Annotated in this window: 13 protein-coding genes and 1 other RNA gene; 9 read left to right on the top strand and 5 right to left on the bottom strand. The window is 62.3% G+C overall.

What is annotated here, in order from left to right:
• Positions 1–18 precede the first annotated feature (18 nt).
• The 5 genes from HY737_01935 to HY737_01915 are packed head-to-tail and all read left to right on the top strand — an operon-like array spanning position 19 to position 6,280.
• The gene (locus HY737_01935) at positions 19–429 is read left to right on the top strand and encodes a hypothetical protein (protein ID MBI4597150.1); all 411 of its coding nucleotides are present in this window, start codon (positions 19–21) and stop codon (positions 427–429) included.
• On the top strand, positions 426–2,531 hold the full coding sequence (locus HY737_01930; protein ID MBI4597149.1) for a phenylalanine--tRNA ligase subunit beta: 2,106 nt from the start codon (positions 426–428) through the stop codon (positions 2,529–2,531). Before HY737_01935 ends, HY737_01930 begins: the two co-directional genes overlap by 4 nt.
• Before the next feature lie 5 nt (positions 2,532–2,536).
• Positions 2,537–3,352 carry an MBL fold metallo-hydrolase gene (locus HY737_01925; GenBank protein MBI4597148.1) on the top strand — a complete coding sequence of 272 codons (816 nt, stop codon included), beginning with the start codon at positions 2,537–2,539 and terminating at the stop codon, positions 3,350–3,352.
• Positions 3,352–4,065 carry a hypothetical protein gene (locus HY737_01920; protein MBI4597147.1) on the top strand — a complete coding sequence of 238 codons (714 nt, stop codon included), beginning with the start codon at positions 3,352–3,354 and terminating at the stop codon, positions 4,063–4,065. Before HY737_01925 ends, HY737_01920 begins: the two co-directional genes overlap by 1 nt.
• Entirely contained in the window at positions 4,031–6,280 is a 2,250-nt protein-coding gene (locus HY737_01915; GenBank protein MBI4597146.1) for an adenylate/guanylate cyclase domain-containing protein, read from the top strand. Before HY737_01920 ends, HY737_01915 begins: the two co-directional genes overlap by 35 nt.
• Here HY737_01915 and HY737_01910 read toward each other — a convergent pair.
• From HY737_01910 to HY737_01900, 3 genes are read right to left on the bottom strand one after another with little or no spacing between them, the layout of a single operon-like run.
• Positions 6,223–6,669 carry a cyclic nucleotide-binding domain-containing protein gene (locus HY737_01910; protein MBI4597145.1) on the bottom strand — a complete coding sequence of 149 codons (447 nt, stop codon included), beginning with the start codon at positions 6,667–6,669 and terminating at the stop codon, positions 6,223–6,225. The genes HY737_01915 and HY737_01910 overlap by 58 nt on opposite strands.
• A gap of 12 nt (positions 6,670–6,681) precedes the next feature.
• Positions 6,682–8,175, bottom strand: coding sequence for a FecR domain-containing protein (locus HY737_01905; GenBank protein MBI4597144.1), 1,494 nt, complete (start codon positions 8,173–8,175; stop codon positions 6,682–6,684).
• Positions 8,175–9,590, bottom strand: a complete 1,416-nt coding sequence (locus HY737_01900; GenBank protein MBI4597143.1) for a hypothetical protein — start codon at positions 9,588–9,590, stop codon at positions 8,175–8,177. Before HY737_01900 ends, HY737_01905 begins: the two co-directional genes overlap by 1 nt.
• A 142-nt stretch (positions 9,591–9,732) precedes the next feature.
• Between HY737_01900 and cysC the strand changes: the two genes are divergently transcribed.
• The 4 genes from cysC (at position 9,733) to HY737_01880 (ending at position 12,607) form a co-directional block, all read left to right on the top strand.
• On the top strand, positions 9,733–10,317 hold the full coding sequence (gene cysC / locus HY737_01895) for an adenylyl-sulfate kinase (GenBank protein MBI4597142.1): 585 nt from the start codon (positions 9,733–9,735) through the stop codon (positions 10,315–10,317).
• Positions 10,277–10,981: a phosphoadenylyl-sulfate reductase gene (locus HY737_01890; protein MBI4597141.1), complete on the top strand. Its 705-nt coding sequence runs from the start codon at positions 10,277–10,279 to the stop codon at positions 10,979–10,981. The genes cysC and HY737_01890 overlap by 41 nt, the downstream gene beginning before the upstream one ends.
• A 58-nt stretch (positions 10,982–11,039) precedes the next feature.
• Positions 11,040–11,225: non-coding RNA, 6S RNA (gene ssrS / locus HY737_01885), on the top strand.
• Positions 11,226–11,287: 62 nt separating this feature from the next.
• A complete protein-coding gene (locus HY737_01880) occupies positions 11,288–12,607 on the top strand; it encodes a replication-associated recombination protein A (GenBank protein ID MBI4597140.1) in 1,320 nt (439 codons plus the stop codon).
• Here HY737_01880 and HY737_01875 read toward each other — a convergent pair.
• On the bottom strand, positions 12,594–13,094 hold the full coding sequence (locus HY737_01875) for a hypothetical protein (protein MBI4597139.1): 501 nt from the start codon (positions 13,092–13,094) through the stop codon (positions 12,594–12,596). The genes HY737_01880 and HY737_01875 overlap by 14 nt on opposite strands.
• A gap of 65 nt (positions 13,095–13,159) precedes the next feature.
• Positions 13,160–13,339, bottom strand: coding sequence for a hypothetical protein (locus HY737_01870; protein ID MBI4597138.1), 180 nt, complete (start codon positions 13,337–13,339; stop codon positions 13,160–13,162).
• Positions 13,340–13,477 lie beyond the last annotated feature (138 nt).

Raw genomic sequence — 13,477 nt, 5'->3', positions numbered from 1 at the left:
ATTCCTGGAGCAGTTTTGATGACCGTCGATGGGAAACGCGCAGGAGCTTTTTTTCTTGCGACCTGGTCAGCCCTGATTGGCAAAGAGCGCGTCAGCGTCTATTTGTTTCACAATGTTGATCCCAAGTTTGGTCCCAGGGGGCAGATTGAATGGGCCTTTTTGACTTCCACACCTTATGCGCTCATCTTGACGGCAGTGTTGGTTTGGATGCTTGTCATAGTGAGGCGAGCCTTCAAGTGGCGGTCTGGTAACAGTTCTTGGCGTATTTTTGCAGCAGCTGGTCTCTTGGTTCCTTTTGAATTCGATGGCATCGTAAGGGTTCTGGAATATCTCGAAGCCGGTGTCCTGGTAGGCTGGTTGACGCTGTTCTTTTTTCCAGCGATGGTTACAGCTATGCTGGTTTTCTTAAGTGCAAAGAAGTCGTCATGAAAATCCCGCTGGAATGGTTGAAAGAGTGCGTAACTATTCGGCTCAAGCCCGAGGCGCTGGCGGAGCGGCTGACGATGGCCGGGCTGGAAGTCGTGGCCATCCACGACGTCGACGGGCAGCCAGTGTTTGATATCGAGGTCACGCCGAATCGGCCGGATTGTTTGTCGATCATCGGGATTGCGAGAGAAGTGGCAGCAATTACTGGGCAAAGACTAAAACTTCCGTCGGCTAAGAGCTGGCCCGCCCCGGCTCGGGTCGGGCCGGGGGAGCTGGGAGCTGGAAGCAAAAAAGGTGTTAGGCGGCGCTCCGCTCCTAGCTCTCAGCTCCTAGCCAAGATCCTCATTGAGGATAAGAAACATTGCCAGCGCTACATTGGGCGGCTCATCGACGGGGTGACGATCAAACCATCGCCGGAGTGGATGCAGAAGCGCCTCATCGCCTGCGGCGCGCGGCCGATCAATAACGTCGTCGATATTACCAACTACGTGCTCTTTGAATACGGCCAACCGCTGCACGCGTTTGATTTCGCCAAGCTATCCGGCGGCACAATTCTGGTGCGGGCCGCGCGAGCGAATGAGTCGATCACGACCTTGGATGGCCTCAAGCGGACCGTAACTCCGGAGACCCTCGTCATCGCCGATGCGAAACAGGCGGTTGCCGTCGCCGGTATTATGGGAGGCATGGGAAGCGAAGTCACCCCGCAGACAACGACGGTGTTGCTGGAGAGCGCGCTCTTTGATCCGATCTCCATCCGACGCACCGGACGGCGGCTAGGGCTGACGAGCGAATCGTCGTACCGGTTTGAGCGGGGTGTTGATCCCGTGGGTGTCGCCACCGCCTCGGCGCGCGCCTCCGGGCTGATTCAAGAGCTCGCCGGCGGCGAGGAGTGCCGCGTCATTGACGTTGGCCAGGGACCAGCCGCGCGCACCGTGATTGTGATGGATGGAAGACGAGTCAAGCAACGGCTGGGGGTGCCGGTGTCATCGTCGGAGATTCGAACGCACCTCGCACGCCTGGGATGCTTGGTGGCGTCATCCGGATCAAGCGAGACGGTTCGCGTGACGGTGCCGTCGTTTCGACGAGATGTGACCCACGAGGTTGATCTTCACGAAGAGCTCGCCCGGTTAATGGGCTATGAGCGCATTCCCGCCACCGTGCCCACCGGGTCATTTCCTGCGCGGCGTGCAGGCTCGGCAACATATGCCCAACGACACGAACTGCAACGCCTCTGTGCGAGCCTGGGATTGTGCGAGGCCAAAACCTGGTCCTTGCTCTCCGAGCAAGCCCTGACCCGGTGCGGCATCTCACCCACGAGTGCGGCGCGGGTGAGCAATCCGCTCAGCCAAGACCATGCGTACGTCCGTCCATCGCTGTTGATGGGGTTGTTGCAAGCCCTCCGGCACAATGTGACCCATGGGGCATCAAGTATTCGCTTCTTCGAGCTTGGGGCGGTCGTGCCGCCGGAAGCCTCAGCTGAGCGCACGCAGCTGGGGCTGCTCATCTCCGGGACATGGCTGCGGGATTGGTCGATGAAAGCGCAGCCTAGCGACTTCTTTCTCCTAAAGGGGCTGCTGGAGGCTATCGCGGGGCGCGCCACCCAGCAGCCGATCCATCTCACGGTCCAGCCGCATCCGTGGGCGGAGGCCGGGCAGAGCGCGACGGTTCTCCTCGGTGAGCGGCGGCTCGGCGCGGCAGGAAAAATCGCCCCGCGGATTCTTGCAGCACTTGATGTCAAACATGATGCGTGGTTCGCCGAATGCGACGCCGACCTCTTAGGCGTTGCGCGCGCAACCGACCGGCGGGTGATGGCGCCATCGAGTATCCCGGCGGCGAAGCGGGACATCTCCTTTCTGCTCGATGTATCGGTCGCCTATGCGGAGGCTGCGCGAGTCATTCAGCAGGCGGCCGGGCCGGCCGCCTCCCAGGTGGAATTGATCGATCGCTACGACCGAGGCGCCCAGGTGCCGTCGGGTAAATACAGCCTGACATTTTCGATTGCGTACCATGATCCTGCGCGGACGCTGGCCGCTGACGAGGTTGACGCCCTGCATCAGCGCGTTGCTCAAGCCCTTGCGCAACACCTCGGCGCTGTGCGACGATAACGCTGATGAAATTCACGGTGCATGGGGCGCGCGGCAGCTATCCGGTGGCTGGCACCTCCTTTGCCCGCTATGGCGGGCGCACCTCGTGTTTCAGCCTTGAGACCTCCCGCGGCTTCATCATCGTCGACGCCGGCACCGGCATCGCGGATCTCGGCGATGCGCTCGCGGCGCATCGGGTTCCGCCTCCCACGACGATCCTCTTTACGCATATCCACCTCGATCACCTGATCGGCCTGCCCGCGTTTAAGCCGCTGCTGAACTCCAAGGCGCAGGTGACCCTCATGGCGGATCCGTCGCAGCTGCCGGAGTGGCAGCGCCATGTGAGCCTGCTCATGGACCATCCATTTTGGCCGCTGCCGCTGTTGCGCGATCGGTCGGCGGTGCGCTTTGAGGATTTGCGGCTGCGCCATGGCGAGGCCTATGGGCTTGACGGGGTGAGCATCACAACGCTGCCGGTGCGCCACCCGCAAGGCTGCGTGGCGTATCGGCTGAGCACTCCGAGCCGCGTGCTCGTCATTGCCACGGACCGCGAGCACGGAGATCCCGCAGGAGACGCTGCGCTCATCAAGTTCTGCCGCGGGGCCGACGTGCTGCTGCATGATGCGCAGTTTACGCCGGAGGAGCTGCCTGCTCGTCGAGGATGGGGGCATAGCACGTGGGAGCACGCGGTGGCGGTGGCCAAGGAGGCCGGCGTGAAGGAACTCCTGCTGACCTCCCACGACCCCGGCCATTCGGATGAGATGATTGATTCGATCGTCGCGGCGGCGCGCAAGCAGTTTCCTGATACGCGCGCCGCAGCCGATGGGTTAGTCATCGCCTGATGGAGGCGTCTTCCGAACCGGCGATCACCTTTCACTACCGCTTCATCTTTCCCGATCACACCGAGCGCGCGTTTACCGTCCGTTTGGATCCAGCAACACTGGCGTGGATCCCTCCGGCCTCGCCAGCTCCGCTGCCGGCCTGGACCCGCCTGTCCTTTCAGCAATGCCCTAACTGCCCGCTGCGCGAAGCAGAGTCGCCCCAGTGTCCGGCCGCGGTCAGCGTCGTCGAGCTCATCAGCGCGTTCAAGCAGTCGCTGTCGATTGAGCGGGTGACCGTCGTGGTGGAAACACCTGAGCGGCAGCACGCCAAGCAGACCTCGCTGCAGGAGGGGATCAGCTCGCTCCTCGGCATCCACATGGTGACCAGCGGCTGCCCGGTGATGGCGAAGCTCAAGCCGATGGTGCGCTTCCACCTGCCGTTTTCCACTATCGATGAAACGCGCTACCGCGTGCTCTCGATGTACCTGCTAGGGCAATACCTGCGCAGCCTCAAGGGCCAGCCCGCCGACTGGCCGCTGAAACAGCTGGCCGAGTTTTACCGCGAGGTCCAGACGGTCAACAACCATTTTTTCAAGCGGTTGACCAAGGTGGACATTGAAGACGCCAGCCTCAACGCGATCGTGCGGCTGGACGCCGGGGCCAACGTGATTGAGTTTGAACTCGATCGACATCTGCTGAATGAATTGGAGCAGCTCTTTCAGCCGTATTTCTAACGCCGCCGCCCGCGCGATTCCCGCCGCCGTCTTCGTGCTGGCGGTGGGCCTTCGCGTGCTCAATCCCCCAGCCCTTGACGAAATCCGCGCGCGCATCTTCGATGCCTTCCAGCGCATGCATCCGCGGGCGTACCAGCCCGTTCCGGTTCGCATCATCGATGTCGACGACGAAACGCTTACCCGGCTGGGCCAATGGCCCTGGCCCAGGACCCAGGTGGCGGCGCTCGTCGACCGCCTCACCGCCCTGGGGGCGGCTCCCATTGCGTTTGATGCCGTCTTCGCCGAGCCGGATCGCACCTCGCCGTCTCGCCTGCTGCCGCAGTGGTCATCGAAAGAGGCCTCGCCGTTGCTGCGCGCCGAAATCGCGCGGCTGCCGGATCACGATCGAGTACTCGCCCAAGCGATCGCGCGCGCGCAAGTCGTCACCGGCTTTACGCTGACGTCAGACCCCACACCCTCCGCCCGCCCGCCCGCGGCCAAAGCAGGCTTTGCGTTCGCCGGCGAGGATCCGGTTGCCTTCGTCGCGTCCTACCAAGGCGCGGTCGTCAATTTGCCGGCGCTGGAAGCCGCCGCCGCCGGCAACGGCCACTTTACGATGACGCCGGAGCCTGACGGCATGACGCGGCGCGTGCCGCTCGTGCTGCGGTTCGGCGACGCGCTGTATCCGTCGCTAGTGCTGGAAGCGCTCCGGGTCTATCAGGGCGCATCGAGTTACGGGATCAAATCATCCGGGGGAAGCGGGGAGCGCAGCTTGGGGGCTCGCACCGGGATCGTGAGCCTGAAGGTGGGATCGCTGGTCGTGCCGACCGATGCGCAAGGCCGGGCGTGGGTGTATTACACCGAGGAGGTCCCGGCGCGCACCATCCCGGCATGGAAGATCTTTTCCGAGGAGTTTCCGGCTGATGCGCTGACATCGTGCATCGTGTTTGTCGGCACGAGCGCTGCCGGGTTGAAAGATTTGCGGGCGACCCCGCTCAATCCGTCGGCGGCCGGGGTCTCCGTGCATGCGCAGCTCGCCGAGCAGATGCTCACGCGCCAGTGGCTGCAGCGGCCGGATTGGGCCGACGGGGCGGAAATCTGCTTCTTGATCGCGCTGGGCCTCGCACTCATGCTGCTGTTGCCGCGGGCCGGGGCGCTGTGGTGCGCAGGCTTGGGAGCCGGCGCCATCGGCCTGGCCATCGCCGGCTCATGGTACGCGTTCCTCCGCCACGGGCTACTGCTGGATCCGGTGGTGCCGTCGCTCGCGGCCCTGGGCATTTATCTCGTGGCGTCGCTGATGGGCTTCATGCGGGCCGAGGCCGAGCGGCGCCAGGTGCGGCGGGCCTTCGGCATGTATCTCTCCCCCGTGCTGGTCGAGCGCTTAGCGCAGCATCCTGAGCAGCTGAAGCTGGGCGGAGAGCGCAAGATCATGACGGTGCTCTTTCTGGATATCCGAGGGTTCACCGGTTTGGCCGAGCAGCAGACCGCGGAAGAGATCACGCGCTTTATCAATCAGTTTCTGACCCCCATGACGCGCGAAGTCATGGCGCAGGACGGCACCATCGACAAATACGTCGGGGATTGCCTGATGGCGTTTTGGAATGCGCCGCTGGATGATCCCCAGCATGCCCGCCATGCGTGCCTGGCAGCGCTTGGCATGCGCCAGCAGCTCGTTCGGTTCAACCAGCAGCTCGCCGAGGAGCACGCCAAGCGGGGCCAGGCGTTTGACACCGTGCATATCGGCATCGGCGTGAATACCGGGGAATGCGTCGTCGGCAACTTGGGCTCTGAGCAGCGCTTCAACTATTCCGTGCTCGGCGATTCGGTCAATCTCGCCTCGCGGCTGGAAGGGCAATCCAAAGAGTATCGCCTGGACATGATTCTCGGGGAAGGGACCCAGACGGCGGTGCCGATGATGGCGACGGTTGAGCTGGACTTGATCCGCGTCAAAGGCCGCCAGGCTCCGACGAGGATTTTCGGCTTGATCGGCGATGAGACCTTCGCCCGCGATGAGGGATTCCGCGCGCTGCTGCCGCGGCACCAGCAGATGCTCTCGGCGTATCGAGCCCAGCGGTGGGAAGAGGCCGCGGCGGCGATCCACGAGTGCCTGGCCTTCGATACGCCGCGCACGCGCTTGCGGGTCTTCTATCAGCGGTATCTTGAGCGGATCGATCGGTATCAGACGAGTCCGCCACCGGCGGATTGGGATGGGGTGTTTGCCTCGGCGTCGAAATAGGCCGAGGGTTTTGGCACCCCGCGCGCTTCAAGCGCGGTGAGATACTTGCGGTTCATCTCGCGCAGGCGCTCAACGAGCGCTGTGAGCAGCGGGACGACGGCGCGCGGGTTTCGCCGCAGCAGACGGTTAAACACCGGCCGCGTGATGGCGCGCAGCGTGCAGTCTTCCTCGGCCACCACCGAGGCGATGCGCGGGGCGTTTGAGACCAGCGCGATTTCCCCAAACGCCTCGCCAACGCCCAATCGCCCCAGCGCGTAGCGGCGCCCCTTGTGCGTGGTGTAGACTTTCACGCGCCCGGCGATGATCTGGTAGGCGCGCATGTCGCGCATGCCTTCCTGGATAATGAGGTCGCCTTTGCGGACCCGAACGATCCGGCCTCGGTCAGCCATCCGGCAATTCTCCTACGGCGGTGGCGGTGGTGGCGGCGAGTTCCCGTCTTGCCGCTGGATGTCGTTGAACGTGCCCGAGCCCTGCTTTCCACCTACTCCAGTGCCGGTGTCGAAGACAGCCTCAGCCTTCAGGCGGTTGGCGATGACCCCTCCGGCGTTGGACATCGTAAACGTTCCGCTCAACCCACCGCCTGAGGCGGTGAAGACCGCATCGCCGATACCCGAGGCAAACGACTGCGTTTGGATGGTGATGGTGGAGTCGATGTCCGGTGGACTGACCCCTGTGCCGGTCTTGACGATGAGGCGGGAGTTGTTGCCGCCGACGGTGCGCGCACCGAAGTCGATGTCCAGAAACACCTCCAGGCGGCCCGGGCGGTCGACCGGGAACGTTTGATGAAACGCGTCGATCACAGCTCGCTGGAAATGAAAAATGCCGGTTTGAATTTGGCGCAGCTGGTCGAGTTTGCTGATGCCATCGAGGATTTGGGCTGTTTGTTCCGGTATTGGCGTTGGTGGTGGTGGGAAAAATTGTGGAGGTGGTACGTCGTAAATTGGGCCGTAAAGAATTGGGCCCGCTATAATTGGACCCATCGGTCCCTGCGGCCCGAACATGCCAGGCTGAAAGGTGCCAGGCTGGAACGCGCCTGGCTGAAATGTCCCTGGCTGGAACTGGCCCGGGGCTGCCGTGCCGGGAGCGAAGGGACTTGGGCCGGCAGGACCTTGCGGTTGGCCTTCGGTTGGCTGGCCTGGCTGCTGCATTTGAGGGCCAGGCCCTCCAGGTTGTCCGGCGGCAGGGCCAGCGCCCTGTTGATCGGCCTGCATCTGCTGGCGCATCGCCTCCATGCCCATCTGCATCGTCGGGGTCAACGACGTGGCCATCGCCGTCAGCTCGGCCGTGGGGATAGATGACGGCGCGCTGGGCGGCGCATTCAGGCCTGAGAGTGTGGTCCCAAACCCGCTGCGCGTCACCTGCACTTGCCGTCCGGCGTTATCCACCGTCAGCCCGCCGGGGCTGACGAGGGCGACCGTGGCTCGATCCCCTTCGACGCTGCCGGTGACGCATGTGCCGCGCACGCCGATCGTGCCTGAAGGCAGCTTCACTTTCATCTGATTGGGATCTTTGTGCGCCAGGCGGCCGCTCACGAACCGAAACACCCCTTTGGTGATCTGGGCGCTGAGCTTGCCGGCGTCGGTCGAGGGATCGTACACAAATTCGTCGATCGCAATCGCGCTGGCCGGCCCGATCGTAAAGACCGTTTGATCCAGCAGCAGGATTTGGAGACGGCTCTGCGCTTCCGTCGTGACAAGATCGCCGAGGAAAATCGCCTGGCCGCTGCGCACCGGCCGCGCAGGACCGGTGTTGCCGGCGGTGACGTTGACGACCCCTTGCACCGCCGCAGCCACGCCGACTTGGCCGGGCGCTACCGCCGCAGGCTCTGCCCAGGCGATTGACGCAGCCGCCATCACCGTTGCCGCCAACGCGCCGCGCTGTAAACGCCGCATCATCAGAATTCGATCCGCTTGGTCATCATAACATCAAATTTTGAGTTCGCGTAGCTATAGTTGGCCACTGTGGACAGATACCGGGTTTGCTCGAAGCTGCCGATCGCGGTCAGATCCGCGACGATGGGCTCCAGCGCTTGCCACTTCGGCAGCAGCAGGCCAACTGGGATGCCATATGTGGCCCGCACCGTGAGGTGGCGGTCATCCCGCTCCATCGCGCTGAGGGCGTAATCCGGCGCATCGTAGTGGTCATAGCCGTACTCCAGCGTGTTGATCACGAACTGGCCGCCGGGCAAGATCCACGTGTGGCTGCCGGTGAGGGTCAGCCCGTGGAACGCGTAGAAATCGGCCTTCGCGCTCTTTCGATCATATTGGATGTCCGAATCCAGCTTCATCGTCGGAGTCAGGGTGTAGGAGCCGCCCAGGGCCACCGTCGTGCGCCCTCCGGCGCGCAGGAACGCCGTTTGGCTTTCGTTGATCCCGTCGAAATTCTCATACTTCCAATCGCCGGCCGCAAACGCCGCCAGCCGCGGGGTCAGCTGCCGCTCCAGGCGCGTCTTCACGCCTTGGGAGCGCACGTAGCTTTCGCGCGAGAGCGTCGTCTGGTTGAGGTCGGCCTGCGCCGTCAGCGTGCACCACGGCAGCTTGAGCTTCGGCCCGGTATCCAGGGTGAAGGATTGCAAGTCCAGATCATTCACCCGGGTCTGCTCGCCGTCGTAATAGGTGAAGGAGCCGAGCAGTTCATGCCCGGCCTGGAAGCCGAGGTCATGCGCGACCTCAAGCCCTTGGACCACGAGCAGGCTGGTGTCGTGCCGACGGCGGGAGGTGCCGGTTAAGGGCAGCCGCGCATCGGCGAAGAGCTGCTCTTTGGTGGAGGAAGCCGCGTTGCGGTTGCGGTCGTATTGGAAGCCGACGGTGGTGGTACTCGTCCATTGCGTGCGCCGCTCGCGCTTGCTGACCTCGCGGAGGTACTCGATGACGGTTGCGCGGATCTCCGACGGAAGCGCGGGAAGCTGGTTTAGGCTCGCCAACTCCTGCTTGGCTTCCGGATAGCGCTCAAGGCGCATCAGCACCATGGCGTAGAACAGCCGCGCCGGGGCGAGCAGCGGCTGGATCATCAGGATGCGCTCCAGCGTCGCCGACGCGCCCAGCGTATCGCCCTCGGCGGTCTGCGTTTTGGCGAAGCGGACGTTCAAGTCGATGTCATCAGGATTCGCCAGGACCTCATGATACGGCACCGGATGGTCAAGGCCGAGCGCTTGGTAGGCGGCGGAGAGTTCGGCGGCGCGCTGCGCGGTGTGTTGAGCGTCGGTGGCGCGTTGCGGGGCTTGGCTGCGCTGGGCTTCGTCGCCTTGGGCCTGGAGCGAAGGAGCGCTCCCCAGGAGCAGGATGAACACGGCACCCGCCCTCCACATCATGGAGCAGCGGATGAATAACGCGCGCCCACGCATATCGTGCTGCCATCCTAGCGAAGAATGCCTCAGAGCGCAAGCGTTGCGTCTTCCCGTCGAGATGCTATAATGGACGTTCGTCGATCATCGCACACTCGAAAGGATCCCCATGCATCGAAAAGGCGTCACGGTATGGTTTACCGGGCTCTCCGGGGCCGGCAAGTCAACGCTGGCGAATCACCTGGCGAAGGCGCTGCGCGCGCGCGGCTGCAACGTCGAGATTCTCGATGGGGATGAGGTGCGCACCAACCTGAGCAAGGGGTTGGGGTTCAGCAAGGAAGATCGCGACACCAACATCAAGCGCATCGGCTATGTCTGCAAGCTGCTCAGCCGCAACGGGGTCATTGCGATCAGCGCGGCGATTTCCCCCTACCGCGAGATCCGCGATTACAACCGGCAGCAGATCGGCAGCTTCGTGGAGATTTACGTCCAGTGCTCCATTGAGGCGCTGACCGCCCGCGACGTAAAGGGGTTGTATAAGAAGGCGCTGGCCGGGGAGATCAAGAATTTCACCGGCGTGTCTGATCCGTACGAGCCGCCGCTCAAGCCCGAAATTCTCATCGATTCCGAGCGCGAGAGCGAGCAAGAGAGCCTCGCCAAAGTCCTCGCCTACCTGGAGCAGCACGGCTGGATTCCTACCGCGAAGGCTTCCCATGACGCCCCGAGAAATCGCACGCCTCAACAAACGATTTGAAACCTTACACCCGATAGAGATCGTTCGGTGGGCGGTGGAGACCTTCCGTCCGCAGGTGGCGTTGACGTCGTCGTTCGGGGCAAAGAGCGCTGGGATCATCCACATGGCGCTGCAGGCCGATCCGAAGATCGAAATTCGCGTCGTGGATACCGGGCTACTCTTTAAAGAGACGTATGTCTTTATGGGGGAGCTCAAGAAACGCTTTCATCTGAATCTGAAGATCGTTGGCACCGCGCTGGATGTGCCCAAGTTCCTGAGAGAGCATGAAGGGCAAGCGGTCGGCCATCCCGAATTCTGCTGCAGCTCCTATAAAGTGGAAACGACCGAGCGGATGCTCAAGGATCTGCGCTGCTGGATTACCGGGATTTCCCGCAGCGATGCCACAACGCGCGCGGCCACCCCATTTGTCGAGGCGCTGAGCAACGGCGTGACGAAAGTGGCCCCGCTGGCAGGGTGGAGCTCCAAGCAGCTGCACGAGTATATGACGAAGCACGACCTGCCATATCATCCGCTGTGGGAGAAAGGCTACACGTCCATCGGCTGCTGGCCCTGCACCCAGAAGCCGGTCGATCCTCATGATCCGCGGTCTGGTCGCTGGGCCGGCCAGGACAAAACCGAGTGCGGCATCCACAACATCGGCAAAAAGGGGTCAGACCCCATTTAAAAAGGGGTCTGACCCCTTTTTGACTTGAGTTTTTCTCTCAAAGGGGTAGGATGCAGCTGAAGCCCTGTGCTGCGCGCGATTCGTTCCGTTAACGTGAGCCAACACCATGTTGACGGGAAGCTGACTTCTGCCGGGAGAGGCCTGCCCGGGAAGGTGCCGGGACGCAAGTCCCCTGCGGAGGAGTTACCCACCTGTTGAGGTTGGGTTCAGCGTCGACGGAACTAACGGCAGCGTCGGGGCTTTTCTTTTTGAAAGGCGATATCAGATATGAAATGGCCATTTCATATCTGATATCGATTGGAAGAGATGGACTTGTTCGAAACCGAGCGTTCGACATCGACCAAGACGCCGCAGCCGCTCGCCGTACGGATGCGGCCGCAAACGCTCGAAGACTTTGTCGGGCAAACGCATCTACTGGGCCCAGGCAAGCTGCTGCGGCGCGCGATTGAGGCCGACCGCATCACCTCGCTGATCCTCTACGGCCCGCCTGGCACCGGCAAGACCACCCTGGCCACCATCATCGCCAACGTGACCCAGGCGCATTTTGAGTCGCTCAACGCCACCTCGGCTGGCGTGGATGAGCTGCGCAAGGCGATTGTGAATGCCAAAAAACGCCAATCGATGAACGGCCGGCGAACCATTTTGTTTATCGACGAAATCCACCGATTCAACAAAGCGCAGCAAGACGTGCTGATGCCGGATGTGGAGCAGGGCAATCCCATCTTGATCGGGGCGACCACGTTCAATCCATTCTTTGCGCTGCAGCCGGCCCTGGTGTCGCGCTCGCTGGTCTGCGAGCTGAAGCCGCTGGCCGAGTCAGACATCCTGGCCATTCTGCATCGTGCGCTGCAGGATCGCGAGCGCGGATTGGGCGGCATGAAGGTGCGCGCCGCCGATCGAGCCCTCGACCATCTCGCCGCAATCTGCGACGGGGATGCGCGTCGAGCGCTCAGCGCCTTGGAAGTGGCCGTGCTGACCACGCCGAAGGATGCCGAGGGGACGGCGCCACTCACGTTGGCGGCGATTGAGGAGTCGGTCCAAAAGAAAGCCGTGGTCTACGATCGAGCCGAGGATGCGCACTATGACACGATCTCGGCCTTCATCAAGTCCATGCGCGGCTCAGATCCCAACGCCGCGCTCTACTGGCTGGGCAAGATGCTGTACGCCGGAGAAGATCCGCGGTTTATCATTCGGCGCATCGTGATCTGCGCGGCGGAAGATGTGGGCATGGCGGATCCGCAAGCACTTGTCGTCGCCACCGCGGCGATGCAAGCCCTTGAGTTTGTCGGGATGCCCGAAGGCCGCATTCCGCTGGCCGAGGCGACGGTCTATGTGGCGTGCGCACCGAAATCCAACGCCGCCTATCTTGGCATCGAGAAAGCCATGGGCGATGTGAAGGAAGGCCGCACGCTCGAAGTGCCGACGCGCCTGAAAGACGCCAGCTACAAGAGTGCTAAGAAGCTCGGCCGCGGTGTGGGCTACAAATACGCCCATGACTACAAAGACCACTACGTCGAGCAAGAATATGTGCCGACCAAGACGGTGTACTACGACCCCACCGACCAAGGCTTTGAGCAGACGGTCAAGACTCGCCTTGAGAAATTAAGAAAACCTAGTCACGACTAAGCAGGGAGGCGAGGGTTTTGAGGGCGGGCTTGCCGTAGCGGGCGGTGAGGTGTCGGAGCAGCTTCAGATCCACATCCTTTCCGGAGACCTTCAACGCGCCGCGGGCGTCTTCCAGATCTTGAGGATTGCCGGCAAAGATCTTCATGGCCACAAAATCTTCCAGTCCGACGATGTTCAGCGGATGACCGTCCAGCGACCCGCGGGCTGTTCTTGAAAACGCGGCCGGATCCATGCCTCGGATGCCGATCAGCAGATCAACTCGATTCTGGTGCCGATCCGTGACTCTGAGCATCGTGGCGATGGGATCCCGGGGCGAGCCATCCTGCTGAGTGACGACCAACCCCTTTTTGGTGAGTTGATTTCGAAGGGAGATGAGGCGAGGGTCGTGGCGTTGAATCGCCAGGGCGGCGTCCGCGTCAAAGCTGGCGCGCATCACCCCGTAGAACGTGGCTGCGGTCGCGCCGATGGCCATATACGGAATGCGCAAGCGTCGAAGGTCTGATAGCAATTCCAGAAGTAAGCGGGATGATTGCCCTGAACCCGAAGGAAGCATTACCGAGAGGAAGAGTGTTGGGCTCGTCGACGCCGGGCGCGATATCGCTCGCCGGATTTGAACAGGCTCATCATGAGGCGAGAGTGCGTGGCAAAGGCCGCCAGCCGCTGATTCGGGGTGAGACGTTTGCACAGCTCCACCAGTTCGTCTCTGGCCTGTTGATTCACGCGAGATCGCATGGTATTTCTCCTGAGCGCGATTATTGTACCATATTTCTCAGCCGACCAGCGCCGGAGGATAATATATTACTGAATTAGTAATATATATAGGGCATAACCGGATTTTGTTATTGACAAGAATTGTCATATATGGCATCG

It is taken from the genome of Candidatus Omnitrophota bacterium (assembly GCA_016209275.1).
Taxonomy (GTDB): Bacteria; Omnitrophota; Gorgyraeia; order Aquiviventales; family Aquiviventaceae; genus JACQWM01.
This window is presented reverse-complemented; position numbering and strand designations above follow the sequence as displayed.

Bases quoted from the DNA above. Each gene is read 5' to 3' on its own strand.
- HY737_01935 (MBI4597150.1), top strand. From the start codon at position 19: ATGACCGTCGATGGGAAACGCGCAGGAGCTTTTTTTCTTGCGACCTGG.
- HY737_01930 (MBI4597149.1), top strand. From the start codon at position 426: ATGAAAATCCCGCTGGAATGGTTGAAAGAGTGCGTAACTATTCGGCTC.
- HY737_01925 (MBI4597148.1), top strand. From the start codon at position 2,537: ATGAAATTCACGGTGCATGGGGCGCGCGGCAGCTATCCGGTGGCTGGC.
- HY737_01920 (MBI4597147.1), top strand. From the start codon at position 3,352: ATGGAGGCGTCTTCCGAACCGGCGATCACCTTTCACTACCGCTTCATC.
- HY737_01915 (MBI4597146.1), top strand. From the start codon at position 4,031: ATGAATTGGAGCAGCTCTTTCAGCCGTATTTCTAACGCCGCCGCCCGC.
- HY737_01910 (MBI4597145.1), bottom strand. From the start codon at position 6,669: ATGGCTGACCGAGGCCGGATCGTTCGGGTCCGCAAAGGCGACCTCATT.
- HY737_01905 (MBI4597144.1), bottom strand. From the start codon at position 8,175: ATGATGCGGCGTTTACAGCGCGGCGCGTTGGCGGCAACGGTGATGGCG.
- HY737_01900 (MBI4597143.1), bottom strand. From the start codon at position 9,590: ATGATGTGGAGGGCGGGTGCCGTGTTCATCCTGCTCCTGGGGAGCGCT.
- cysC (MBI4597142.1), top strand. From the start codon at position 9,733: ATGCATCGAAAAGGCGTCACGGTATGGTTTACCGGGCTCTCCGGGGCC.
- HY737_01890 (MBI4597141.1), top strand. From the start codon at position 10,277: ATGACGCCCCGAGAAATCGCACGCCTCAACAAACGATTTGAAACCTTA.
- HY737_01880 (MBI4597140.1), top strand. From the start codon at position 11,288: ATGGACTTGTTCGAAACCGAGCGTTCGACATCGACCAAGACGCCGCAG.
- HY737_01870 (MBI4597138.1), bottom strand. From the start codon at position 13,339: ATGCGATCTCGCGTGAATCAACAGGCCAGAGACGAACTGGTGGAGCTG.